At 54.4% G+C, this 22,814-nt stretch carries 19 protein-coding genes and 2 riboswitches; of the genes, 12 read left to right on the top strand and 7 right to left on the bottom strand.

Annotated features, from left to right (window positions below; translation table 11 throughout):
- Positions 1 to 47 precede the first annotated feature (47 nt).
- Positions 48 to 239: riboswitch (cobalamin riboswitch) on the bottom strand.
- A 125-nt stretch (positions 240 to 364) separates the two neighbouring features.
- Positions 365 to 570: riboswitch (cobalamin riboswitch) on the top strand.
- Positions 571 to 658: 88 nt separating this feature from the next.
- From GOX61_RS05610 to GOX61_RS05595, 4 genes are read left to right on the top strand one after another with little or no spacing between them, the layout of a single operon-like run.
- Positions 659 to 1,378, top strand: a complete 720-nt coding sequence (locus tag GOX61_RS05610) for a (2Fe-2S) ferredoxin domain-containing protein (protein ID WP_170331957.1) — start codon at positions 659 to 661, stop codon at positions 1,376 to 1,378.
- Positions 1,365 to 2,297 (top strand): ABC transporter substrate-binding protein, encoded by a 933-nt coding sequence (locus GOX61_RS05605; RefSeq protein ID WP_170331955.1) that lies wholly within the window; start codon positions 1,365 to 1,367, stop codon positions 2,295 to 2,297. The genes GOX61_RS05610 and GOX61_RS05605 overlap by 14 nt, the downstream gene beginning before the upstream one ends.
- Entirely contained in the window at positions 2,298 to 3,305 is a 1,008-nt protein-coding gene (locus GOX61_RS05600) for a FecCD family ABC transporter permease (protein ID WP_170331953.1), read from the top strand.
- Entirely contained in the window at positions 3,295 to 4,050 is a 756-nt protein-coding gene (locus GOX61_RS05595; protein WP_170331951.1) for an ABC transporter ATP-binding protein, read from the top strand. Before GOX61_RS05600 ends, GOX61_RS05595 begins: the two co-directional genes overlap by 11 nt.
- A 276-nt stretch (positions 4,051 to 4,326) precedes the next feature.
- On the opposite strand, the gene GOX61_RS05590 is transcribed toward GOX61_RS05595, so the two are convergent.
- Positions 4,327 to 4,968: a TetR family transcriptional regulator C-terminal domain-containing protein gene (locus GOX61_RS05590; RefSeq protein WP_155150360.1), complete on the bottom strand. Its 642-nt coding sequence runs from the start codon at positions 4,966 to 4,968 to the stop codon at positions 4,327 to 4,329.
- A gap of 189 nt (positions 4,969 to 5,157) precedes the next feature.
- On the opposite strand from GOX61_RS05590, the gene GOX61_RS05585 reads away from it, so the two are divergent.
- The 7 genes from GOX61_RS05585 to GOX61_RS05555 all read left to right on the top strand — a co-directional run bounded on the left by GOX61_RS05585 (position 5,158) and on the right by GOX61_RS05555 (position 13,962).
- The gene (locus GOX61_RS05585) at positions 5,158 to 6,021 is read left to right on the top strand and encodes an ABC transporter permease (RefSeq protein ID WP_170331949.1); all 864 of its coding nucleotides are present in this window, start codon (positions 5,158 to 5,160) and stop codon (positions 6,019 to 6,021) included.
- On the top strand, positions 6,018 to 6,812 hold the full coding sequence (locus GOX61_RS05580) for an ABC transporter permease (RefSeq protein WP_155150364.1): 795 nt from the start codon (positions 6,018 to 6,020) through the stop codon (positions 6,810 to 6,812). Before GOX61_RS05585 ends, GOX61_RS05580 begins: the two co-directional genes overlap by 4 nt.
- A gap of 20 nt (positions 6,813 to 6,832) precedes the next feature.
- Positions 6,833 to 7,948, top strand: a complete 1,116-nt coding sequence (locus tag GOX61_RS05575) for an ABC transporter ATP-binding protein (protein WP_170331947.1) — start codon at positions 6,833 to 6,835, stop codon at positions 7,946 to 7,948.
- The gene (locus GOX61_RS05570; protein WP_170331945.1) at positions 7,945 to 9,000 is read left to right on the top strand and encodes an ABC transporter substrate-binding protein; all 1,056 of its coding nucleotides are present in this window, start codon (positions 7,945 to 7,947) and stop codon (positions 8,998 to 9,000) included. Before GOX61_RS05575 ends, GOX61_RS05570 begins: the two co-directional genes overlap by 4 nt.
- Before the next feature lie 93 nt (positions 9,001 to 9,093).
- Positions 9,094 to 11,160, top strand: coding sequence for an FAD-dependent oxidoreductase (locus GOX61_RS05565; RefSeq protein WP_170331942.1), 2,067 nt, complete (start codon positions 9,094 to 9,096; stop codon positions 11,158 to 11,160).
- Between the two features lie 8 nt (positions 11,161 to 11,168).
- Positions 11,169 to 12,368, top strand: a complete 1,200-nt coding sequence (locus GOX61_RS05560; RefSeq protein WP_170331940.1) for an aromatic ring-hydroxylating oxygenase subunit alpha — start codon at positions 11,169 to 11,171, stop codon at positions 12,366 to 12,368.
- A 25-nt stretch (positions 12,369 to 12,393) separates the two neighbouring features.
- Positions 12,394 to 13,962, top strand: a complete 1,569-nt coding sequence (locus tag GOX61_RS05555) for a trimethylamine methyltransferase family protein (protein WP_170331938.1) — start codon at positions 12,394 to 12,396, stop codon at positions 13,960 to 13,962.
- A gap of 64 nt (positions 13,963 to 14,026) precedes the next feature.
- On the opposite strand, the gene GOX61_RS05550 is transcribed toward GOX61_RS05555, so the two are convergent.
- Positions 14,027 to 15,421, bottom strand: a complete 1,395-nt coding sequence (locus GOX61_RS05550) for an aminotransferase (RefSeq protein ID WP_170331936.1) — start codon at positions 15,419 to 15,421, stop codon at positions 14,027 to 14,029.
- A gap of 122 nt (positions 15,422 to 15,543) precedes the next feature.
- On the opposite strand from GOX61_RS05550, the gene GOX61_RS05545 reads away from it, so the two are divergent.
- Entirely contained in the window at positions 15,544 to 16,194 is a 651-nt protein-coding gene (locus tag GOX61_RS05545) for a TetR/AcrR family transcriptional regulator (protein WP_367646948.1), read from the top strand.
- A 33-nt stretch (positions 16,195 to 16,227) separates the two neighbouring features.
- Here the strand turns inward: GOX61_RS05545 and GOX61_RS05540 are convergent, their stop codons facing one another.
- From GOX61_RS05540 to GOX61_RS05520, 5 genes are all read right to left on the bottom strand, one after another.
- On the bottom strand, positions 16,228 to 18,054 hold the full coding sequence (locus GOX61_RS05540) for a BCCT family transporter (protein ID WP_170331934.1): 1,827 nt from the start codon (positions 18,052 to 18,054) through the stop codon (positions 16,228 to 16,230).
- A 625-nt stretch (positions 18,055 to 18,679) separates the two neighbouring features.
- Positions 18,680 to 20,191 carry a mannitol dehydrogenase family protein gene (locus tag GOX61_RS05535; RefSeq protein ID WP_170331932.1) on the bottom strand — a complete coding sequence of 504 codons (1,512 nt, stop codon included), beginning with the start codon at positions 20,189 to 20,191 and terminating at the stop codon, positions 18,680 to 18,682.
- Positions 20,191 to 20,964: an L-iditol 2-dehydrogenase gene (locus tag GOX61_RS05530; RefSeq protein ID WP_170331930.1), complete on the bottom strand. Its 774-nt coding sequence runs from the start codon at positions 20,962 to 20,964 to the stop codon at positions 20,191 to 20,193. Before GOX61_RS05530 ends, GOX61_RS05535 begins: the two co-directional genes overlap by 1 nt.
- Positions 20,961 to 21,965, bottom strand: a complete 1,005-nt coding sequence (locus GOX61_RS05525; protein ID WP_170331929.1) for an ABC transporter ATP-binding protein — start codon at positions 21,963 to 21,965, stop codon at positions 20,961 to 20,963. The genes GOX61_RS05530 and GOX61_RS05525 overlap by 4 nt, the downstream gene beginning before the upstream one ends.
- 12 nt (positions 21,966 to 21,977) lie before the next feature.
- Positions 21,978 to 22,808, bottom strand: coding sequence for a carbohydrate ABC transporter permease (locus tag GOX61_RS05520; RefSeq protein WP_170331927.1), 831 nt, complete (start codon positions 22,806 to 22,808; stop codon positions 21,978 to 21,980).
- Between the last annotated feature and the right edge of the window lie 6 nt (positions 22,809 to 22,814).

The following is a 22,814-nucleotide window of genomic DNA, read 5'->3' as shown; positions in this document are numbered from 1 at the left end:
CATGGGCAAACAGGCCCGTCAAACGCCCCCGAACCCTCCGTTCGTGGTTATCATTCGAGCTTGCGGCAGGTCTCCTGGCTCGCGGATCATCGTTCGATCTGGCCTTCCCAAAAGCGTACTTTCAGTGGCGTGTTCAGCCGAACTCTCCGCTTACAGTTGCGGGGGCAGCGCCGGATTCGAACCGGTTTCCCTCTTAGCTCTCGACAGGAATCGAAAGAACCGAAGCAACACTATATTGGGTTTCACCAGGGCAAGTTGTCAATATATAGAGTGAAGTGTGGCGAACTTCTTTGTCCGCTCGTGCAGTTTCTGGCAAAATACCAGCGATCAGCCAGCACGTACTCTTGTCGAATCAACTTTGCTTGTGTTTTTTCGCCGTGATGGTTCCTTGAGGTGATTGCCGCAAGGATAAAAGGGAATTCGGTGCGGACGTTTATCCAAATCCGAAACTGCCCCCGCAACTGTAAGCGGTGAGCAACCCGTCAGAGCCACTGGATCGCCCAAGATCCGGGAAGGGACGGCAAGCTTTGATCCGCAAGTCAGGAGACCTGCCATCATCTGGATGTAACCAACCGGGCGGAGGGCCCGAGGAGGATGAGATGATGGATATCTTCGGGCCAGTGCATTGTGCCGACCTGCCTCCTGTTTCGGGGCAGAGATGGACGCATTTATCTATTTGATTTCGGCAAATTATGTCAGCCAATCCCGGTTCCGCCACCTTGCAAACGCTCTGATTGAGGCCGCGCCTACAGAAGCCCGCGCTGTCAGGTTGGAGGCATCCGGTGATGGGCTTTGGCATGCTCTAGATGATCTCACGGAGCAGGGAGCCAAGCGCATCGAGTTGCGTCCAATTGGCTTGCCGTTTTCCCAGAGCCTCGAAAACTGGTTGCCAAATGCGGCAGCAAGCTGGTTGCACAGGCGGACAATAACCGCACCTGAGCTGTTCTTCGCCAAACCGCTGCAAATGGATTCAGACGTCATTCGGGCTGCCGCAAATGCAGATGTTCTGCTGAAACCAATTAGGCCGAAACCTTCCGGTGAGCTCGGCAAAGGGTGGGACAGCCCTCCTGCCTTTCGCCACCATCTACTCGTCTGTGCAGGCCCGCGATGTCACCTGAAAGACGCCCCCAATCTGGTGGATGCGCTTAAAAAAGAACTCGGCCATGCAGGCAAAAGTTCTGAATGTCTGGTGGCAACAACCGGCTGCCTGTTTCCCTGTAATGCTGGGCCAGTGATCGTCCACTATCCACACGGCGATTGGTATCGCGTGGAGAACCTGGACGACATCCGGACCTTTGTTTCTCAGGCGCTTTGCGCCGGAACCACTCCTCGATCACTGCTTATTCATCAAACAGGAGATACCCATGAACCTGCTTAAATTCATCGTGCCGCTTGGATTTGTCGCGGCTACAGCCCAGGCCGATCCGGTCACCGTACAAAGCTGCGGGATCGATTACACCTTCGACAAGGCGCCAACGCGGGCGATTACCCTGAACCAGCAAGCGACCGAAGTAATGTTGGCACTTGGGCTTGAAGGTTCGATGGTTGGTACCTCTTATCTGGATGATGAAATGCCAGCCCAGTGGAAAGTGGCGTTTGAGTCCGTCCCGGTCCTGGCCGAGAAATACCCGGCCGCAGAGGTGGTGCTGGCCAATGAGCCGGATTTTTTGTTCGCGGGTTTTGGGTCCGCATTTTCCGAAGACAACCTTGGATCAGCGCAGAAATGGCATGATCTGGCAATCGGTACCTACCTGGTTGACGCATCCTGCAAAGAAGCGCATCCGAAGGATGTACCTTTGACCATCGAGCCGATCCTGAACGACATCGAAAAGATCGGGCAGATTTTCGATGTTGAAGATCGCGCGGGCAAGCTGATCGCTGAGACCCGTGCGCGTATCGAGGCGGTTCAGACTGACCCGGAAGGGGCTGGCCGTACGGCGTTTATCTACGACAGTGGCGATGAGACACCTTACTCGATCGGTTGCTGTGGAGGGCCCGCATTGGTCGCAAGAACCGCCGGGCTGAAAAGCATCAGTGACGATGTCGAAGGCACATGGGTCGATCTGGCATGGGAACGCGTGGTCGAGGCAGACCCCGATGTGATCCTGCTGATCGACGCGGGTTGGTCTTCGGCAGACGAAAAGCGTGCCTATATGGAAAGCGATCCGGTTTTGTCCGAGTTGACTGCTGTTAAAGAGGGTCGCTTCGTCACTGTTCCGTTCTCTGAAACCCTTCTCGGGATGCGTTTTGCCGATGGTGTTGAGAACCTGAACGCCCAACTGGCGGAACTCGAGTAAATGCAATCCCGGTTCCTGGTCCTGTTTCCCACGGCGATGGTCGTAATGGTGCTTGTCGCCATTGCCGGCATTCTGTGGGGGACAGCCGACATAAGCTGGTCGGATCGTGTTGCCATTCTGATGCGCAATGAGGATGCCCCGCGGGGGCTGTCCCTGATTGTGTGGCAGTGGCGCATCCCGCGCGTATTGGCAGTTGGACTGATCGGGGCCGGGCTCGCCCTTGCTGGCGCTTTGATGCAAACGGCCCTGCGCAACCCGATGGCAGACCCCTATCTGATGGGTCTGTCATCCGGTGCTTCTGCGGCAGCGGTCGCAGCGATCATCTGGTTGCCGTCCGAAGTGACCGAAACCGTCGGTGTCCCCCTGATCGCGTTTTCAGGTGCAGCGCTGGCGTTTCTGATGACGCTTGGACTGTCTCAGCAACGTGGGCGTCAGCTTGATCCGCTGATTGTTATACTGGCGGGCGTTGCAGTCTCGCTGATGTTCCAGTCGGTGACGGCCTTTTTCCTATATATTGGGGACCCACATGTTACCCGTAACGCCCTGGACTGGCTCATGGGCACAGCGGCGGGCACAGAGTGGCGAGAGTTGCCCTTGCTTGCGCTGGCACTTGTGGTGATTGCTGGCGTGTTCCTGATGCGCGCGAATGCTCTGGACGCGACCTTGTTGGGGGAAGAGCGCGCTCAGGCACTGGGAATTCGCACAGGGCGTCTGCGTGTCATGATATTCGTGGCAACGGTTGTGCTGACCGGTTTGGCGGTTTCCGTCGCCGGTATCGTCGGCTTTATCGGCCTGATTGTGCCGCATATGGCGCGGCTGCTGGTAGGTGCGCGGCACAGGGTTCTACTACCCCTGTCGATGGTGCTGGGGGCGATTGTTTTGATTGCTGTCGACCTTCTATGTAGAACCCTGCTGGCGCCCGAGGAACTGCCGCTTGGTGTGCTTCTGGCACTGTTTGCGGCACCGCCTTTTATCCTGATATTGAGAGGGTTGCGCCGTGCAGTCTGATCCCGCACTCGATATCCGCAACCTGTCGGTGGATGTCGGAGGCAAGCCATATGTTCAAGGCGTTTCTCTGGCCGTCCCCAAAGGCGAGGTGCATTGCTTGCTTGGCCCTAACGGGGCGGGTAAGACCACTGTTCTTCGTACGATCTACCGCGCTGAGCGCCCTGCAGCAGGTGAAATCGCTGCAGATGGTCGCGATATTGAAGACTATGCCTATCACGAATGGGCGCGGAAATGCGGTGCGTTGGTGCAAAGCTCTGGTTTGCTGGCCGGGTTGACCCCATCGGATATCGTTGAAATTGGTCTGTCCGCTCTTGGCCTGGACGGAGTTGATCTGGTTCTACGCAGAGATGAAGCACTTAAGCTGGTGGGGCTAATCCAAAAGCGGAACCAACCTGCCGATCGCCTGTCAGGCGGAGAACTTCAGCGGTGTTATTTTGCTCAGTTGCTGGCCTGTGACCCGGAAATCTACATTCTGGATGAGCCGACCAACCATCTTGATCTCCACTACCAATTGGTGCTGTTGAACGAGGTCAAACGGCGAAGCCGGACGGTTCTTATGACCCTGCATGATCTGAATTTGGTGGCACGATATTGCGATCATGTACATTTGATAAGCAGCGGACGGATCGTCGATCATGGAAAACCGGCGGATGTCCTGTCACGCCAGAACCTGATGGAGCATTTTCTGGTCGACGCACATCTCAACATGCAGTCTTTGGTGATCAATGGCCCGGTGTTGAGGTAGTTGTTAGTTTGCTCATCATTGAAGCAGATCGGGTTGAATCAGAAAGGTCCCGATTTTGATATGAAGGTTTATCTCGATGAGAGGTGGGGCAGCGGGGCGTGAAACACAAACTGCTTCATCGGGATCGGAACGAGACCGGCTCGGCGTGACGAAAAAGTCGCGCATTGCTGTCGGTTCAAATGAACTTCTTGCGCCCCTACGATGCTGTCATCGTGTTGATTTAAAGATGGAGATTATCCACTTCCTAAGCGCCTGTTAGGAAACTGGTCCCAAATCTCATTCAATTAAAAGGGCACCGCTTAGGTCAAAGTGTTTCGGGAACATTGCCCGCAGAAATCGAAAAACAATTCTCATTGCCTCGGTGCGATCAAATGAATCCGGGTGGAGCAGATAGTCGGTCCACATGCCTTCCAACATGGCGAGTGTGCCGTGGGTTGCATCCCGTGCAACCTGATTGGCATGTTCGATGTCGGCTTCTTTTGCAATTCGCGCGAATGCATTGAAGACAAGGTTCCGAAGCTTTGCATCGCGTGTATCTGAAAAGGCTGCTATCGCTGCTCTGTTTCGGGCTTCCCCGCGAAATGCGTACCAAATTGAAACGTTCTTTTTGTTGAGGATGGCTTCACTTAAGTCTCCTCTGACAATCATCTCAATGTGTTCCTGGCCAGTTTGTCCGGTTGTTTCCAGCAGGGCATATATACCGTTGTAATACTGCTCGGACGAGTGCCGGGCAGCCTCGTCAACAAGGTTATCCTTGCCGCCAAAATGTAGGTGGATCATGCCACGAGATAGTTCAGCGCGTTGAATAATTTCGCTGACTGACGTCTCGGAGATTCCTTTTTCCGCAACTGAGTCGAGCACGGCCTCGATAAGAGTAAGGCGATTTCGTTCACGTATCTGTTGGCGTTTTCCAGTCATTTCTTCCGGTGGTCTTGTTTGTTTTCAGCCTCTTGCAGCGCGTTCTAGCGTCTCTTGGCAGTTTGGCCAGTGCCGCTTGTGAAAATATCAGTTGACACAGCTTACCTGAAAACTCCAGATTTAAATGGACGATTGTCCATTTTGTGATCGAGATCACCGCGCCACCGAAAGTTAAGTCAGCAGGGAAGCATGGCTGGAGTCATAAGAAGTGAGACGGGCAAAGGCCTTGCACTAAGCGCGCCTGCGACGCTTTACGTTGGCTTGCTGGTTGCCGTCCCGCTTTGCATTTTGGTTGCCTATAGTTTTTGGACGCAAAACTACGTTGAAATTGATCGAACGCTGACCTGGGCAAATTATCAGGAAGCACTTACTGATCCGCTGGTGCGCCACCTGATGATCCGTTCAATAGTCATTGCGGGTGCTGTGACGCTTGCAACGGTTTGTTTGGCGTATCCTATCGCCTATTTCATAGCGTTCAGGACGCAGAAGAAAACGCTGTGGCTTTTGCTGATCACCATTCCGTTCTGGAGCAGCTATCTGCTGCGCGTATTCAGCTGGAAACTGATCCTCGGCTTTAATGGTGTGATGAATTCGGCCCTGATTTCTCTGGGCCTGATTCAGGAGCCACTGACTTTTCTTCTGTATAATGAGTTTGCCGTGGTTCTCACCCTAGCACATGCATGGGCACCGTTTGCGATCCTGCCAATTTACGTTTCTTTGCAAAAGATTGATCGGAGCCTGCTGGAAGCGGCCACTGATCTGGGTTGCAGTAAATTGGAGCGGTTTGTCCGCGTGACGCTGCCTTTGACCGTGCCGGGGGTCATTGCAGCATGTTTAATAATCTTCATACCCACGGTTGGGGACTACGTCACTCCGGCTCTGGTCGGTGGCTCACAAGGCAAGATGGTCGCGAACCTGATACAGGTGCAGTTTGGCGCGGCTAATGACTGGCCACTCGGTGCAACTCTTTCACTTCTGGCGATGTTGTCTGTGGGCTGTGTGGCAATCCTTTTTGTGGTCATCGTCACGGCACTGGGCAGGAGGATCAGATGACCAAAGTTATCAGGATTCCCTGGCTTCTTGTTTATGCTGTTGCGTATTTGGTGTTCCTCTATCTGCCAGTGCTGCTACTGCCGCTGTTTTCGTTCAACGATGGAACTATTGTGGCCTTCCCTCTCAAGGGGTTCACGTTGAAGTGGTACGCGCAACTTGGACAGCAGGATACGCTGCTGCAGGCGATGGTAAACTCGCTGATCGTCGGCAGCGTAACCGCTGTTATGGCAACTTCGCTGGGTCTGTTCGCAGCGCGTGCCTATGTCCGGTATCGGTTCAAGGGGCGGGAAGTGTCTGAAGGATTGGTCATGCTTCCGCTGGTCATTCCCGGCATCATTGTCGCCAGCTCAATGCTGGTTTTGTTCATCAGCATTGGACTGAAGCCCTCTCTGACCACCGTTATACTAGGCCATGTATTTGTGGCCTTGCCCTTCGCTGTATCGATCATGAAATCCGCCTTTGATGATTTCGACCAGTCGTTGGAAGAGGCCGCCTTTGACCTTGGTGAAAGCGTTGTGGGTACGTTTCGGCGGGTCACTCTGCCCATTGTTGCACCCGGCATAATCGCCAGCCTTCTGGTCACCTTTACCGTGTCGTTTGACGAATTCGTTCTAGCCTTTTTCCTGTCCGGAAACAGCCCGACGCTGCCGGTCTATATCTGGAGCCAGATCCGCTTCCCGGCAAAACTGCCCAACACGTTGGCATTGGGGTCTCTGCTTCTGATGTCCTCGGTCCTGCTGCTGTTGATTGCCGAGTATTTCCGCCGCCGTTCCACCCAGTCCTCGGATTGAAGCCAAAGGAAATGAACAAGATGAGCGAACAGAACATCATCGAAATTCAGGGTGTTGAAAAACGCTTTGGGTCCTTTGTGGCTGTGTCTGATCTGAACCTAACCTTGAAAGAGGGTGAGTTTTTTTCGCTGCTTGGGCCGTCGGGCTGCGGCAAGACTACGGCTCTCCGTATCATCGCAGGGTTTCAGGATCACGAAGAAGGGGAGATCCGGATTGATGGGCGCATAATGGGCGAGGTGCCTGCCAACAAACGCCCCACCAATATGGTGTTTCAAAGTTACGCGATCTTTCCTCACCTGAATGTTGGCGACAATGTCGGGTTCGGTTTGCGCAAGACAAAGCTCTCGCGCAAGGAAATCAAGGAGCGCGTTGCCGAAGCGCTTGAGATGGTCGAGCTTGGAGGCTTGCAGGACCGCAAGGCCAATGAGTTGTCGGGCGGTCAGCGTCAACGCGTGGCGCTCGCTCGTGCGTTGGTTATGCGGCCGAAAGTGCTGCTGTTGGATGAGCCTCTTTCCGCGCTGGACAAGAACTTGCGCGAAGCCATGCAGCTGGAAATGCGCCGTCTGCAGCAAAAGCTTGGAATTACTTTCGTCATGGTCACTCATGACCAATACGAGGCGATGACCATGTCCGATCGCATAGGTGTCATGTTTGCTGGGCAACTCAAGCAGGTCGACAAGCCCGAAGTTCTGTATTCCCAACCGTGCAACCGGGAGGTGGCGTCTTTCATCGGCGGGATGAACTTTCTGGATGCCGAGGTAACGGCTGAAAATTCTGAAACGCTGGAGGTAACTGTTCAGGGGTTTGGGCAGATGATGATTGGGGTGAATCCAAACGTTCAGCTGCATGACAAGGAGCTTCTGGTCGGCGTTCGGCCCGAACAATTGGAGATCAGCGCAGAAAAACCGGAAGGCTACGACGCTTATGTTCAAGGCGAGGTATCGGACGTCGCCTTCTATGGTGAGAGCGTCCACTATTATGTGCGCATCGACGGATTGCCCGAAAGCATCGCCGTCGCAGTGCCGAACTACTTTCACACAGTCGATCACAGCCGGGGCGATACCGTCTGGCTTGGCGTTCAAAGCGCCTCGGTGATCGATTTGGGCAAACGTGAATCTTTGGGAGGAGACAAATGAATAAAACAGCATCACTTACGGCAGCAGTGGTTGCCACCTTTACGGCCAGCCAGGCTTTGGCCAACGCAGCTGATCTGACCGTTTTTGACTGGTCGGGATATGAGGATCAGGGCTTTTACGGCGACTATGTCGAAAAGTACGGCGGCCCGCCCAGCTACACTTATTTCGGCAGCGTAGAAGAAGCGTTCACCAAGCTTCAGTCCGGGTTTGAAGCCGATTTGGCCCACCCCTGCACGGACGCCCTCAGGAAATGGGTGGCGGCAGACATGATCAAGCCGATCGACACCAGTAAGCTGGAGAATTGGGACAAGCTGATGCCCAAGATCAAAGAGGTCGATGGCATCACAATCGACGGGCAGACCTACATGGTGCCTTTCGAATGGGGCAACACCGGCCTTATCTATCGCACCGATATGATCTCGGCTGACGATGTATCGCTGCAGTTGCTGATGGATCCAACCTATCAGGGCAAGGTTGCTATTCCGGACGCCGCCTCCAGCGCGTTTGCCATGGCCGCACTGGCGACCGGTGCTTCCAGCTATACCGATATGAGCGATGAAGAATTCCAGAAAGCCGCAGACTACCTACGCGCGATTCATCCAAATGTGCGCTTTTATTGGTCTGACGCAGGCCAGCTGGATCAGGCAATTGCCAGTGGAGAAGTGACACTCGGTTGGGGCTGGAACCAATCGGAGCTGAACCTGATCTGGAACGAAACCCCCGCAGTTATGATGCGTGATGTGGACAAGGGCATCGCCACTTGGGTTTGCGGTTATGTGCATCTGAAATCTGCCAAACAGTCGGATGAACAGGTCTATGACATGCTGAACGCACTGAGTTCGGCTGCCAGCGGCAAGTACATCATCGAAAGCTGGGGATACGCCCACGCCAATGAGGACGCGTTTGCGCAGGCCGATCCGGCACTGATCGAAACCTATGGGTTTGCAGACGTGGACAGCTTCTTTGAAGGAAGCCTCTTCTTTGACGCGGTAAACCCCGAGCTGGAAGCCAAGATGCTGAAAGAGTTCGAGCGTATTAAAGCGGGCTTCTAAGGGCACCTTAATGACACAACCGGGAATGGTGGGAACGCAGAGTTTCTTCCATTCTCTCGAAACGATTTCCGACTTTCTGGAGGATGCGCGGCAATGTCAGGCGCTGACGGATACTCTGTTCTCTTCGAACCGGTTCAGATCGGGCCAGTGACGGCGCGAAACCGGTTCTATCAGGTTCCCCACTGCAACGGTTTGGGGCATTTACGACCTCAGGCCGAAGCGGCCATGCGGGCGATGAAGGCCGAAGGCGGTTGGGCTGTTGTGTCCAATCAAGAGACGGAGATTCACCCTACGTCTGACCTGTCCCCTTATGCTGAAAACCGGATCTGGGATGAGCGGGATGTTCCGGCGCTGCGTCTGATGACCGAAGCAGTACACGAGAAAGGGTCATTGGCGGCGATTGAACTGGCGCATAATGGTCATCATGCCCAAAACCACCTGAGCCGCGCACCTTTGCTGGCCCCGTCTGAGCTCGCCCTGCAAACTGTGTACCCCAAGCAGGCCCGTGCCATGGATAAGGCAGACATTCGCGAGTTCCGTAAGTGGCACCGCGCGGCCGCCCGACGTTCGCACGAAGCTGGCTTTGATATTGTTTATGTCTATGCCGGCCATCACATGACCCTGCCGCACCACTTTCTGCTGCCGCAGTTCAATGACCGGACGGATGAATACGGCGGCTCGTTAGAGAACCGAGTGCGGCTAACACGAGAACTTCTGGAAGAGACCAAAGAAGAGGTTGGGGACGATTGCGCCATAGCCCTTCGGTTTGCAGTTGATGAAATGCTCGGGTCCGATGGGATGCAGGCGCAGGAAGAAGGTCGTGCTGTTGTCGAACTGCTGGCAGAACTGCCAGATCTCTGGGATGTAAACGTCGCGGATTGGAGCAATGACTCCGCAACGACCCGCTTTGAACCTCGAGACGGATTTCAAACCTCATACATCGAATTCGTCAAACAGGTGACTTCCAAGCCAGTGGTGGGCGTCGGGCGCCTTACCTCTCCGGATTTGATGGTGTCATTGGTCAAAAAAGGCATTCTTGATTTTATCGGCGCGGCGCGACCATCCATTGCTGACCCGTTTCTTCCCAACAAAATCAAGGAAGGTCGCATCGAAGAAATCCGCGAGTGCATCGGCTGCAATATCTGCGTTTCATCCGACTCTCTCGGCGTCCCCATCCGGTGTACCCAAAACCCGACGATGGGCGAAGAGTGGCGCCGGAAATGGCATCCTGAGATCATAGAAAGAAGGGGGAAAGAGGAAACTGCGCTTGTTGTTGGCAGTGGTCCCGCGGGGCTTGAATGCGCCATGCAACTGGCGCGCCGGGGATATGAGGTAACTCTGGCGGAAACTAAGCAAGAGCTTGGCGGGCGTGTGTTGCAAGAATCCAGCCTGACCGGGCTATCCGCATGGAAACGCGTGATAGACCATAGGGTTTATGACCTTCAACAACGCGGGAACGTGCAGCTATTCACCGACAGCCGTTTGTCAGCAAACGAGGTTGTCGAGCTGGGCATTCCGAATGTCTTTGTAGCAACTGGTTCATCGTGGCGCCGAGATGGCCGCGGGAAGTCTGCGTTTCAGGGCATATCAGTCGGTTCTGGCGCTCAGATATTTACTCCCGACGACATCATGTCAGGGGGAATGCCAGGGGAAGGTCCAATTTTGATCTACGACGATGATCAAGGCTACCTCGGTGGCGTATTGGCGGATCATCTGGCCCAGGCTGGACGTGAGGTCGTCTTTGTTACCCCAGCCTCAATGGTTTCGCCGTTTACTGAGTTAACGTTGGAACAAACCAGAGTGCAACGCAGTCTTCTGGAAAGGGGCGTTCAACTGGTCCTGTCTCATACCTTGGACCGAGTGGGGCAAGGTCAGGCGACCGTGCAATGCGTCTACACGGGACGTGAGCAGACCATAGGATGCGGTTCTGTGGTGTTGGTGACGCAGCGAGCGCGCGAAACCAGCCTTTATGATGAGCTTCGAGGTTTGTCCGACAGCCCGCTGACTACGTTGGAATTGATCGGAGATGCCGCAAACCCCGGTTTGATTGCGGACGCTGTATATTCGGGTCACATGGCTGCCCGGAATTTCGAACGCGATGAGGGCGATATCGACCGCGAATTTTTCCGCCGGGAACTCGTTTCCCTTGAACCTGTGTGAGGTGCGCTATGCCAAAAGATGACTTGCAAGTTATGCGCGACTTGATGGAAGCGCAGCGGGAGGGGTTCGCCTTGCCGCGTCATTTCTATACGTCTCAGGCGGTATACGATAACGATATCAGTACGTTCTGGAACCGCAACTGGATCTGGGTGGGCCATGTCAGTCAGGTCGCTGAACCCGGCGACTATTTCCTGTTCGATTACGGCCCGGAGTCCATCATTATCGTTCGGGATCGCGAAGGCGAGGTGCGCGCGCATCTGAATGTCTGCCGCCACCGGGGATCTCGCATTTGCATTGAACAGAAAGGCAAGGCGCGAAACTTCATCTGTCCCTATCACGCGTGGACCTTTGACCTGAGCGGTAAGCTCAGAAACGGGCGGTCGATGGGCCCGGACTTTGATCCGAGCCGATACGGGTTGTTTCCGGTACAGGTGAAAATATTCCAGGGTTTGATTTTTGTCTGCGCTGCTGAAGACGCTCCGCCGCTGAATACTGCCTTGGAGAGGCTGTCTCCGCTTTCAAAACCGTTCGACTTTGAAAACCTGAAGGTTGCTCATGAGGCGTCTTACCCGGTTCCAGCGAACTGGAAACTGGCCCTTGAGAACTACCTGGAATGCTACCACTGCGCGCCGTCACATCAGGATTATTCACGCAGCCACTCCCTGAAAGACCCCGCCCAGGTTTTGGAGTTCAGCGGGGCGCTTCATGAGCGGATGAAAGAAGCCAGAATACCCACAAAGGAGTTGGACCTGACCGGAGAAAACGCGGTCGCACCGGGCTCAGATGTCTATTGGCGGCGCTACCCGCTGTTCCCCGGCTATTCGACTGGCAGCAAGGATGGCGCACCCTTGGCACCGCCATTGGGTGAACTGAAAGGTCACGATGGCGGCGCCACCGATCTGGGGATCGGGACGCTCAACTATTTCCTCGTCTACGCAGATCACGTGGTTGGGTATCGGTTCGTCCCACGCGCCCTGCAAGAAACAGATATTCAGATCGTTTGGTACGTGCGCGGCGACGCGGAAGAGGGTCGAGATTACGATAAGGAGGCCCTGACATGGCTCTGGCATGTCACATCGCTCGATGACGAACGGATCATCCGGCACAATCAGGAAGGCGTGAATTCATACCATTTCGTCCCGGGTCCACTGTCCGAGATGGAATGGAGCATTCCCGGTTTCTATCGCAACTATTTCAGCATGATCTGACACGCTCAGAATTCGGAGACTAAACATGACAGAGTTAACTCAGCGCAGATCACGACGGCGCGGGGGCGGGCGCGAAGCACGAGCCGCAGTGCGGAACAGTAACGCCGCCTCGCAAGCAATCTGGCCGGGCATTTCTGGTGGGCGATACAGGCCACTTTCAGACGCGGACATGTCGCGCATTCACGAGGCGGCCCTCAACATTTTGGAACGTACTGGGGTAGGGGATCCCACGCCGGAAGTTCTTGAACTCGTGCTGCCCAAAGGGGCGACGGTGAACGAGCATGGCAGGTTGTGCTTTCCTCGGGCATTGATGGAAGACCTGTTGGCCAAGTCCGCCAGCGAATTCTATGTCCATGCACGCGGATCGCGAGCTGGTAAGGACGACATGCACTGCACCAAGGACAAGGTGTATTACGCAAACTCCGGCACGGCAGTGACAACGTTCGACGCGGAAACGCGCAGTTACCGACCATCAACCCTCAAGGACATCTACGATTTCACCCGTCTGGTTGACCGGCTCGACAACATTCACATGACCGGTGATACGGTTCTGGCAACGGATGTGCCTCAGGACTACGAGCATGACATGAGCATGCTCTATGCCATTCTTGCGGGCAGTGAGAAACCATCCTGTCTGACATTCCGCACGCGTGAGCACATTAAAGACGCTATTCATCTATTCGATCTGGCATCGGGTGGGGAGGGCAAGTTCCTTGAAAAGCCCTCTGTGATTTTTGGTGGCTGTCCCATCGTCTCCCCGCTTCGGTTCGGGCGCGAAAATCTGGAAATTCTGATTGATACGGCAAAGATGGGCCTTGTCTGCGATCTGGCCGTTCCGCCGCAGGCCGGGGCGACATCGCCTGCGCCATTGGCTGGTACTCTGGCGCAAGCTGTGGCCGAGACCCTGTCATGCGTGGCCATCGCCAACCTGATCAATCCGGGGACTCCGGTTGTCTTTGCGGCCTGGCCATTTATTACTGACCTGCGCACTGGTTCATTTACAGGTGGCAGTGGTGAGCAGGCGTTGATCTCGGCGGCGGCGATCCAGATGGGCAATTTTTACAATCTGCCGACTAGTGTCGGATGCGGCATGACGGATTCCAAGATACCTGATGCACAGTATGGTCTGGAAAAGGCGTTAACTTTCGCTTTGGCGGCTCATGCAGGGGCCAACCGGCTTTGCGAATTTGGCGGGATGCTTGGCAGCCTGATGGGCTGTAGCTTCGAGTCCATGGTCATCGACAACGAGGCCGCCGGTATGATTTCACGAACGCTTCGCGGGATCGAAGTGAGTGACGACACGCTGTCTGTTGACGTCATCCATGAATGCGCAATCGAACCAGGCCATTTCCTCGGCAACGCGCAGACCCTGGAATACATGGAAACCGAGTATGTTTATCCGGCCCTGATGGACCGTGAATTGACAGATACTTGGGAGAAGGCCGGTCGTCAGGACATGTTCGAGCGGAGCCGGTCCGTTGTGGATGATATCCTATCCAATCACTATCCGAATTACTTTGGCAGCAAGGTGGATGAAGAGGTTCGGTCCAGGTTCCCGATCAAATTGCCCCGTGAGGCAATGCGCGCTGGTTAAAAGTTGCTGTGCAAAGGAAAGGCTTCGCAACGAACAAGGTTGCGAAGCGGCTTCGACAACGTCTCTAGTTTCTGAATGCGCCTTGGCGCGTCAGGTCTTCGGTTGCCAGCCGGATGCCTTTTTCAAGGATGTCAAACATCTGATTCAACTCGGCTTCCTTGATGATCAGCGGCGGAGAAAACACACACATATTGATGATCGGCCGCAAGATCAGCCCGTTCTCCTGACAATGCCGGTCAATTAATGCGCCAACGGATTTATCCAGATCCAAAAGGTTGTCCGCCTGGGCGTCCGCAACACACTCAACGCAGCCAACCAGACCCATACCACGGACGTCGCCGACCAGCGGTAAGTTTGACAGAGCTTGAAGACGCTCTTCGAACAGCGGCGTAATCGCGCGGACATGCTCCAGAATGCCGTCACGCTCCATGATTTCGATGGTCTTCAAACCTGCAGCTGCGCTTACTGGGTGGCCTGAATAGGTGAAACCGTTTGAAAACGTAGCGTCCTGTGCGTTTTCTCCGCTCACATCTGCAATCAGACGGTCAGAGATAATACAGGCCCCCATGGGGACATAGCCAGACGTCATCCCCTTGGCGCAGGTAATGATATCGGGTTGAATTCCAAAGACATCTTCAGATGCGAACCAATGTCCAAGTCGCCCAAATCCGGTCACGACCTCGTCTGAGATGTACAAGACATCATACTTCCGGCAGATTTCAAGACAACGCTGGTGATACCCTTTCGGAGGTACGATGACCCCACCCGAACACAGGATTGGTTCGGCGATGAAAGCAGCGACCTTGTCTGCCCCGGTCTGCAGGATCATGTTCTCGAGATCAGCAACTTTTTCGTTCAGAAAGTCATCAATCGTCTGATCGTGATTGCGTGTATACGGGTTCACGTTCGGCAGGAAACGCACCAGATGGCTTGCCTGATCCAACCACCCTTTGTCGCGCTCTTTGCCAGATACCGAGGCGGCCAGATACGTCGAACCGTGATACGCTTTTTGGCGTGAGATCACGATTTTCTTTTCAGGTTTTCCCAACAAATTGTTACGGAACTGCACAAACCTTAACGCGCTATCCACTGCCGTTGAGCCGCCAGTTGTGAAAAACACATGGTTCAGGTCACCCGGTGTTCTTTTCGCAATCTCATGTGCTAGCCTGGCCGGTGCCGAGTTTGCGTTATTGAAGGGCGAGAAATACGCCATCTCCTTCGCCTGCTGGGCCATCGCATCGGCAATCTCGGTGTTTCCATAGCCCAATTGAACGCACCACATGCCTGCGGGTCCATCTATCAGGCGCTTTCCGTCCTCCGTCACGACGTGGATACCAAGACCGCTTTCGGCAAAGGTTCGTTCATTTTGGCCTAGGTACGACATCCCCTCCCATGGATGCAGGAAATGACTGTTGTCCCAGTCACGTACAGACTGAAAGTCCGAGTTCAAAAGGGTCATGCGGCACCACAATGTAACATAAATCACAAAATGAACAAACATTCATTCAATGTCAATCCTTGAACTTCTGCTTCGCTAGATGCGAAAAGCAAAAGGCAAGTACATCACCAAAGGAAACTGACATTTCTGCCGAGCCCAATATCCCAACCAATGCCCGAGATCTGAGCAAGCTGCAGAACCGAAAGCAGCTGATCCAGGCGGCAGCAGACGCCATCCATAAATACGGAATTCGAGGGACAACTTCAGCAAGAATCCAGGAACTGTCAGGGTTGTCGCGGGGAATGGTGAACCTGCACTTTGGCTCGAAAGAGAAGCTGCTGCTTGCGGTAGCAGAGGAGCTATCGGCGCGCTATGCGGGACAGTGGAAGGCAATCGCTGATAATCCAGAGTTGGGCCCTGCTGAGAAGCTGATTTCTATCTTAAAGGCAGATTTCGACCCGTTGGTCCTAAATGCGCGGGACGTTGCGATCTGGTTTTCGTTCCGGGCCGAAGCGCTATCGAACCCCCACATATTTCCATTTATCGACTCGCGAGATAAACGCTTCCGCACGGTGATCCTGGAGCTGTTGGAGCAAATAAAGCGCGACGGTGAACACGAGGACGTCGACGCTAAACTTGCAACAGACGCATTGATTGCTTTGTTGGAAGGGCTCTGGACCGACTACCATTTGCACTCTGAGATTTTCAAACCCGAGGAGGCTTTGAAAATCTGCCTGTTTGTACTGCAGTCAATGTTTCCAAAACACTTTGAAATCCGCTCGATCCCTGGATGAACGCAGCCGGAAGTATCAAGGACTAACCACGGGCTATTGCGAGCCCGGCGACCCCTCTGATTGCGCCTCGTGGTTCAGCCGACGCAGGTCGTTGATCATCGCTTTGGCCAGAGAGACGCACATGAGCAGCAACACAACGCTGAACGGTAGCGCGCCAATGATCATCGAATTGGTCAAAGCCTCTAGTCCGCCGCCACCCGCAATAAGCAAAGTTCCAATGACAAGGGTCAGAAGAACGCCCCAGATAATACGATGAAGCAAGCCGGTGTCTTCAGACCCACCGGACATGATCGTGTTCATCACAAGGATGCCAGAGTCGGCTGACGTAACCAGGAATGTCATTGTCAACAGCACACACATGACACTCATGATCGTGAGAAAGTTGCCCGAGATCATTGCACCCAGCGTGACAAACAGTGTCGATGTCGTCGATGCGGCAAGGATTGCCCCATTCGCATCCCCATTTAGCTCCATATCGATGGCGGCACCGCCCAGAATGGCCATCCATGCGAAGCAAACCAGCGACGGCGCAATGACCGCGCCAAAAATGAACTCGCGCACTGTTCGGCCCTTAGAGATACGCGCCAGAAAAAGACCCACGAAGGGTGAAAACGCGATCCACCAAGCCCAATAAAAAGTTGTCCATCCGGCTTGCCATTCAAACAATCGTCCTTGCGTGCCCGCGTCGTAAGCCGCAGCTTTGGCCGCGTCGGAAAGAGCAGCGGCATCGTTGCTCAGACCTTCAAGAAAGGCTGCCTTCGTTCCCCAGGCATCTGTGGCACCAGCGAATAACTCTCCGACAAATGGGGCAGCCTCAGCCGGTAATACTGATGCAAACTCGACCTCCGAAATCGGACGGTAGGCTTGAAAGCTCATAGAGAAGAAGTTTTTGATGTAGTCGACCAGAGCCGAAGCGTAGGTTGTTGCGGCAAATCCAAATGAGCCAAAAACAATGAATACGGCCAACAAAACCAAAGACAACAAGAGGTTAATATTCGACAGGTATTTGACACCGCGTCCCACGCCAGAGACGGCAGACAGTGTCGACATGATCATGACCACCAACAACGCCGTGATCAGGCCGGCGGTCGAGGGTTTCATTGTAGTTAGCGGATTTTCCACGAGCCAGCTCGCGCCGGTAATCAGAAAGGCTCCGTCCACCAGTTGCGAAACGCCATAGCCGATGGTTACCGCCACGCCGAGTATCGTCGCCACGACGCCGAGTATGTCGATCACATGACCTGCAAAACCGTTGGAATACTCTCCGAGCAACGGAGTCAGTGCGGTGCGGATAGTCAGGGGCATTCCGCGGGTGTAGGCGTAGTAGGCAAGGCTCAAACCGGTGACCACATAAATTGCCCATGCGTGAAAACCGGTGTGCAAAAACGTGTAGCGGTAAGCTCCTTCAATCGCCTCCTCACTCTTGGGTGTGACTATCCCGGATACAGTCAATGGATTGGTTTCCCACAGCCCAAGCGGTTCAGCGGTTGCATAAACCATAAGACCCACGCCAAGACCCGCACCAAACATCATTGAAAACCAGGAGAAGTTCGAGAATTCGGGCATATCTCCTTCGGCTCCGAGCCGCTTTCGCCCGGTTGCAGGAATGAGCGCGACAAGTAAAAGGAAAACTACAAACAGGCCGACCGAAAGGTTGTAGAAGGTGTTGAATTCGGTCAGTAAACCGGACTTCCATGATCGCAATGTATCGTTTGCTGATAATGGCCACACCAGTGCCCAAAGCACCAGCAGCGAAACCGAAAACTTGCTCACCAATGCAATCGGCAAGCTGTATCCTTTATAAAACCCAGCTCGTTGCGTTTCTATTTTGAGGTCTGTGAAGGGGTCCTCAAGCGCCATGTTTTTGCCGGTCTCTCATAGATTGACTGCTTCGCACTTGGCGCTGCCGGGCCTTATCCATCACGAGCGCGCGCGATTTTTATAATACCCAAAGAATAGACCTGATCTGTTAAGTTTTCCACCGCCATGAACTTGGCCCGCCACACGCAACAGATCGTATCCCAATGATAATTGGTTGGTGGTCGCTCGGAACACTTCGAAATTTGGTCGCCGCAAACCCAAGAGCGAAGCCTGAGGGATTTGCACGAAGGAAAGTTCCTGGGGCGATCCTCGCAATTGCCAGAATTTAAGAGGATCGATTTCCAGGAAGTTCCAGTAGCGGTTTGAGGCTGGTAAAAGCAAACGGAGGCAACTCTGATGTGGCCTTGGCAAAATTGTATCGGGCAGAAACGCTCGCGTTGTTATGAGACTTTGTTGTTTGGTTCCCAATGGTCATTGCTCACGGTGCGAATGGCCGGTTTAAGTGTGCCAGGTGCTTGTGGCGCTGAGAACGAGCTCAGAGGTCGGTATGCAAAGGCCTACTACAAGCGCATTGGTTGTGGGCCGAGTACTTTATTGTTCTGATTGTCGAATACGGTCGAATACGTTGGATGACTACGTGATTGATCGCGTTTTGCATATTCGATTAGCGTGAATTGGTGCCGTTAGTGGCATAATCAGCGATGACCGCCCGGCTGCCATTCTGCCATATTGCGGTCAGCCAGGACGCAAAGGCAGCGGAAAACTGTGCACTGCGGCAAAAGTCTCCGTAATACCGGCGCTGCTCGAGCCAAAGCTCTGGGTCAGCTTTCGATGCCAACGCTGCTTTTTGCAAGCTCTCCCATTGGGGATCGTTGGGAGCGATTTCAGAACCATCTTCACGAACACCCGCACACATCCGGCACCAAAAAGCTTCGGCCAACGCGAGCCCTTTTACCGAAGAACCCGCCTCAAGTGCATCGCGCAGCGACGGAATTAGAAACCCTGGATGACGCGCGGATCCGTCGAACGCGACCCTGCGGGTTGTGTCGTGAATCGCTGTGTTTGCAAATCGCCTCTCAACCAACCCTAGGTATTGCTCCGCCGAGGTTCCGGGGACGGCTTCGACATGAGGCAATATTTCTTCGGCCTGAACTTTCCTGAAGAATACTACGATATCCTGATCCTGCATACAGTCTGCAATCGTTGGAACATTCAGAATTTCCCCGACATTGGCGAGCAGTTGGTGACCCCCATTCAAAATGCGCAGTTTCATAGTCTCATAGCTGTGAACATCGTCGGTCAGGGTTACTCCAACCTTTTCGAGCTGCGGCCGCCCAGCACAGAAATCATCCTCAATCACCCATTGGCGAAAGTTCTCGTGCGAGACCGGGGCACGGTCATCGATGCCAATTGCATCACATTGCGAGACCACTTGATCAGTCGTTGCGGGCACAATGCAATCTACCATCGAGTTGGGGAAGGCTCCGTTCTGGTCAATCCAGTCAGCCAGTTCAGGGTCTGAGATACGTGCCAACCCAACAACGCAGTTTCGCAGGATCTCCCCGTTGCCCTGAAGATTATCACAGCTCAGAGCAGTAAACGGTTTCGCCTCATTCGCCCGACGCTGCCTAAGTGCCGCAACAATAGCACCAAACACTGTGCGAGACTGGTCAGGGTTTTCCGCGTCATGACGGATATCATCATGAGCTAAGTTGATAGCGCCAGTGTTGGCATCCAGATAATACCCGCCCTCGGTTACGGTTAGCGAAACAATTCGGATGGATGGATCGGCCATTCTGAGGATCAGCGTGGGGTTGCCCTCCTCTATCGGCAGGTAGTCTGTCATCGAACCAATCACCTCAGCGGATATCCCACTTGGATCCAGTTCGATCAGCGTTGTGAGACAATCCTGCTCAAGCAACCTCTCTCGCATCTCGGCGTCATAGGCTCGCACACCTGCTCCGATGATCGCCCAATCATGGGCCAGACCCTGCTGCATCAGTTGGTGTAGATACCAAGCCTGATGCGCGCGGTGAAAATTACCAACTCCGATATGGACAATACCGGGTGACAAATCCGAGGACACATAGGTCGGAGTCCTTACAGTCGGCGGCAGGTCTATAAAGCTATCGCGCCGCAGCCGAACCGGAGATTTTGAGTTCGCAACAGGACCCATCAGCTCATCCAATTTCCGCCATCGACATTGTAGGTTTGCGCGACGATGTATTTGGCATCATCAGAAGCCAGAAAAACCGCCATCCCGGTCAGATCCTCGGCGCGGCCCATTCTGCCATAAGGAACAGCAGCCGCCACTTCCCGCTTCTTCTGTCCGAGTGGCTTGCCTTCGTGTTTAGCGAAGAACGCATCAACGCCGTCCCAGTGCTCGCCATCAACAACGCCTGGGGCAATCGCGTTCACGTTGATCCCATGAGAAATCAAATTCAGGCCTGCCGATTGAGTCAGGGATATGATTGCGGCCTTACTGGCGCAGTATACAGCGACTAAAGGCTCTCCCCTTCGACCAGCCTGCGAGGCCATATTGATGATCCGGCCTTTGGTTCCGTGTTCGATCATGTGGCGAGCGACGGACTGCATCGTGAACAACGTGCCAGCGACGTTGATGTCAAACACACGGTTGTAGTCGGCCCGATCAATCTCAACGATTGGTGCAGCAGTGAAGATGGCTGCGTTGTTGATCAGAATGTCGATGTTACCGAAACGGCTGACGGTATTTGCGATAGCTTCGTCTATGCTCTGCTGCTTGGTCACGTCTATCTCGATGGCGATAGCAGCCTTACCAATCTCGGCAGCCGCATCCTGTGCGCGCTGGATGTCGATATCGGCGATGGCGACACGAGCGCCCTCGGCCACATAGGCTTTGGCAAAGGCCAACCCGATGCCTCGCGCGGCCCCGGTGATCAGGGCGGTTTTGCCTGTCAGACGTGTCATTCGATCCGCAAGCCTTTCGCGTCAAACCGGTGGATCACATCTGTACGCGGTGTCAGATGAATGCGGTCCCCGTGGCGGAACCCAACTTCGCCATCTGCGCGGACGGTGATCGTATCGGCCAGATCAGTTTCGTGGATATGGAAGAACGTGTCTGATCCGAGGTGCTCCGATACACCAACGACGCCGGACCATGTCCCCTCACTGTCAGAAACCGCTATATGCTCGGGGCGCACACCAATAGTATGGGCGCCATGTTTCGCGGCCTCTTCACCCTCAATAAAGTTCATTTTCGGCGACCCGATAAATCCGGCGACAAACAGGTTCCGGGGTGTACGATACAGTTCCAGCGGGGTGCCAACCTGTTCGATTACGCCGGCCTGCAGCACCACAATCTTGTCAGCCATTGTCATGGCTTCAACCTGATCGTGGGTGACGTAGATCATGGTGGTCGCCAGACGTTCATGTAGTTCGCTGATTTCCAGTCGCATCCCGACCCGCAAAGCCGCATCAAGGTTTGACAGCGGTTCGTCGAACAGGAACGCGGCTGGCTCGCGCACAATAGCACGACCGATGGCTACACGCTGGCGCTGACCACCAGATAGTTGACCGGGTCTTCGATCCAGATAATCGCTCAGGTTCAAGACCTGCGCCGCACCTTCGACCCGTTTATCGATTTCGGCTTGATCCAGCTTCGCCATACGCAGTGGAAAGGCGATGTTCTTGCGGACCGTCATGTGCGGATAAAGTGCATAGGATTGGAACACCATCGCAAGCCCGCGCTTTGCGGGCGGTACATCCGTGGCGTCTGTACCGTCGATCTCGATAGATCCCGAAGTGATATCCTCCAGCCCTGCGATCAGGCGCAATAGCGTAGATTTCCCACAACCTGACGGGCCGACAAAGACGGTGAACTCGCCATCCTGAATTGTCAGGTCCAGTGGTGGAATGACTTCTACATCGCCGAAGCTTTTAGTCACGGACTTGAGTTGAATGCGTCCCATGAAGTGTCTTCCTTATTTCACAGCGCCGAAGGTCAGGCCGCGGACAAGTTGTTTCTGGCTGAACCAGCCAAGGATCAGAATTGGAGCGATCGCCATTGTCGATGCCGCGCTGAGCTTGGCAAAGAACAGGCCCTCGGGGCTGGAATAGCTGGCGATAAAGGCGGTTAGCGGTGCCGCGTCGACTGCGGTCAGGTTGAGAGTCCAGAACGCCTCGTTCCACGCCAGGATGAAGTTCAGCAGGACGGTCGAGGCAATGCCAGGAACGGCCATCGGCGTCAGCACGTATAGGATTTCTTCTTTCAGCGATGCCCCATCCATACGCGCGGCTTCCAGAATCTCCCCCGGAATTTCGCGAAAGTACGTGTAGAGCATCCAGACGATGATCGGCAGGTTGATCAGCATCAGCACCACGACCAATCCCCCACGGGTGTCCAACAGACCTAGCCGGATGAACAGCAGGTAGATCGGGTAGAGAACACCTACAGCAGGAAGCATCTTTGTCGAGAGCATCCACAGCAGGATGTCCTTGGTGCGTTTGGATGGCACGAATGCCATCGCCCATGCGGCCGGCACCGCGATAATCACACCAAGTATAGTTGAACCACCCGCAATGATAACCGAATTCCACAAGAAGCGCATATAGTCCGAGCGCTCCTGTACGATGGCATAATTCTCAAGCGTCCAGTTAAAATTCAGGAACAACGGCGGGCTTGCGATCGCCTGCGCCTCGGTCTTGAAGCTGGTCAGGATGGTCCAGAGGATCGGGAAAAAGATCAGCAGACCAACGGCCCAGGCAAGGACGGTGTTCAGCGATTTGCGGCGGGTTGTGACAGCGCGGGCCATGGTCTT

Origin of the sequence: Ruegeria arenilitoris (assembly GCF_013030265.1) — a bacterium.
Classification (GTDB): domain Bacteria; phylum Pseudomonadota; class Alphaproteobacteria; order Rhodobacterales; family Rhodobacteraceae; genus Ruegeria; species Ruegeria arenilitoris_E.
The sequence above is the reverse complement of the archived record's forward strand: the minus strand, read 5'-3'. Positions and strand labels throughout refer to the sequence as shown.

What these genes read in the sequence shown, in the direction of transcription:
- GOX61_RS05540 (WP_170331934.1), bottom strand. Translation starts at nt 18,054, where the DNA reads ATGGCGCTTGAGGACCCCTTCACAGACCTCAAAATAGAAACGCAACGA.
- GOX61_RS05570 (WP_170331945.1), top strand. Translation starts at nt 7,945, where the DNA reads ATGAATAAAACAGCATCACTTACGGCAGCAGTGGTTGCCACCTTTACG.
- GOX61_RS05525 (WP_170331929.1), bottom strand. Translation starts at nt 21,965, where the DNA reads ATGGGACGCATTCAACTCAAGTCCGTGACTAAAAGCTTCGGCGATGTA.
- GOX61_RS05590 (WP_155150360.1), bottom strand. Translation starts at nt 4,968, where the DNA reads ATGACTGGAAAACGCCAACAGATACGTGAACGAAATCGCCTTACTCTT.
- GOX61_RS05610 (WP_170331957.1), top strand. Translation starts at nt 659, where the DNA reads ATGGACGCATTTATCTATTTGATTTCGGCAAATTATGTCAGCCAATCC.
- GOX61_RS05580 (WP_155150364.1), top strand. Translation starts at nt 6,018, where the DNA reads ATGACCAAAGTTATCAGGATTCCCTGGCTTCTTGTTTATGCTGTTGCG.
- GOX61_RS05520 (WP_170331927.1), bottom strand. Translation starts at nt 22,808, where the DNA reads ATGGCCCGCGCTGTCACAACCCGCCGCAAATCGCTGAACACCGTCCTT.
- GOX61_RS05565 (WP_170331942.1), top strand. Translation starts at nt 9,094, where the DNA reads ATGTCAGGCGCTGACGGATACTCTGTTCTCTTCGAACCGGTTCAGATC.
- GOX61_RS05600 (WP_170331953.1), top strand. Translation starts at nt 2,298, where the DNA reads ATGCAATCCCGGTTCCTGGTCCTGTTTCCCACGGCGATGGTCGTAATG.
- GOX61_RS05535 (WP_170331932.1), bottom strand. Translation starts at nt 20,191, where the DNA reads ATGGGTCCTGTTGCGAACTCAAAATCTCCGGTTCGGCTGCGGCGCGAT.
- GOX61_RS05605 (WP_170331955.1), top strand. Translation starts at nt 1,365, where the DNA reads ATGAACCTGCTTAAATTCATCGTGCCGCTTGGATTTGTCGCGGCTACA.
- GOX61_RS05585 (WP_170331949.1), top strand. Translation starts at nt 5,158, where the DNA reads ATGGCTGGAGTCATAAGAAGTGAGACGGGCAAAGGCCTTGCACTAAGC.
- GOX61_RS05530 (WP_170331930.1), bottom strand. Translation starts at nt 20,964, where the DNA reads ATGACACGTCTGACAGGCAAAACCGCCCTGATCACCGGGGCCGCGCGA.
- GOX61_RS05575 (WP_170331947.1), top strand. Translation starts at nt 6,833, where the DNA reads ATGAGCGAACAGAACATCATCGAAATTCAGGGTGTTGAAAAACGCTTT.
- GOX61_RS05555 (WP_170331938.1), top strand. Translation starts at nt 12,394, where the DNA reads ATGACAGAGTTAACTCAGCGCAGATCACGACGGCGCGGGGGCGGGCGC.
- GOX61_RS05550 (WP_170331936.1), bottom strand. Translation starts at nt 15,421, where the DNA reads ATGACCCTTTTGAACTCGGACTTTCAGTCTGTACGTGACTGGGACAAC.
- GOX61_RS05560 (WP_170331940.1), top strand. Translation starts at nt 11,169, where the DNA reads ATGCCAAAAGATGACTTGCAAGTTATGCGCGACTTGATGGAAGCGCAG.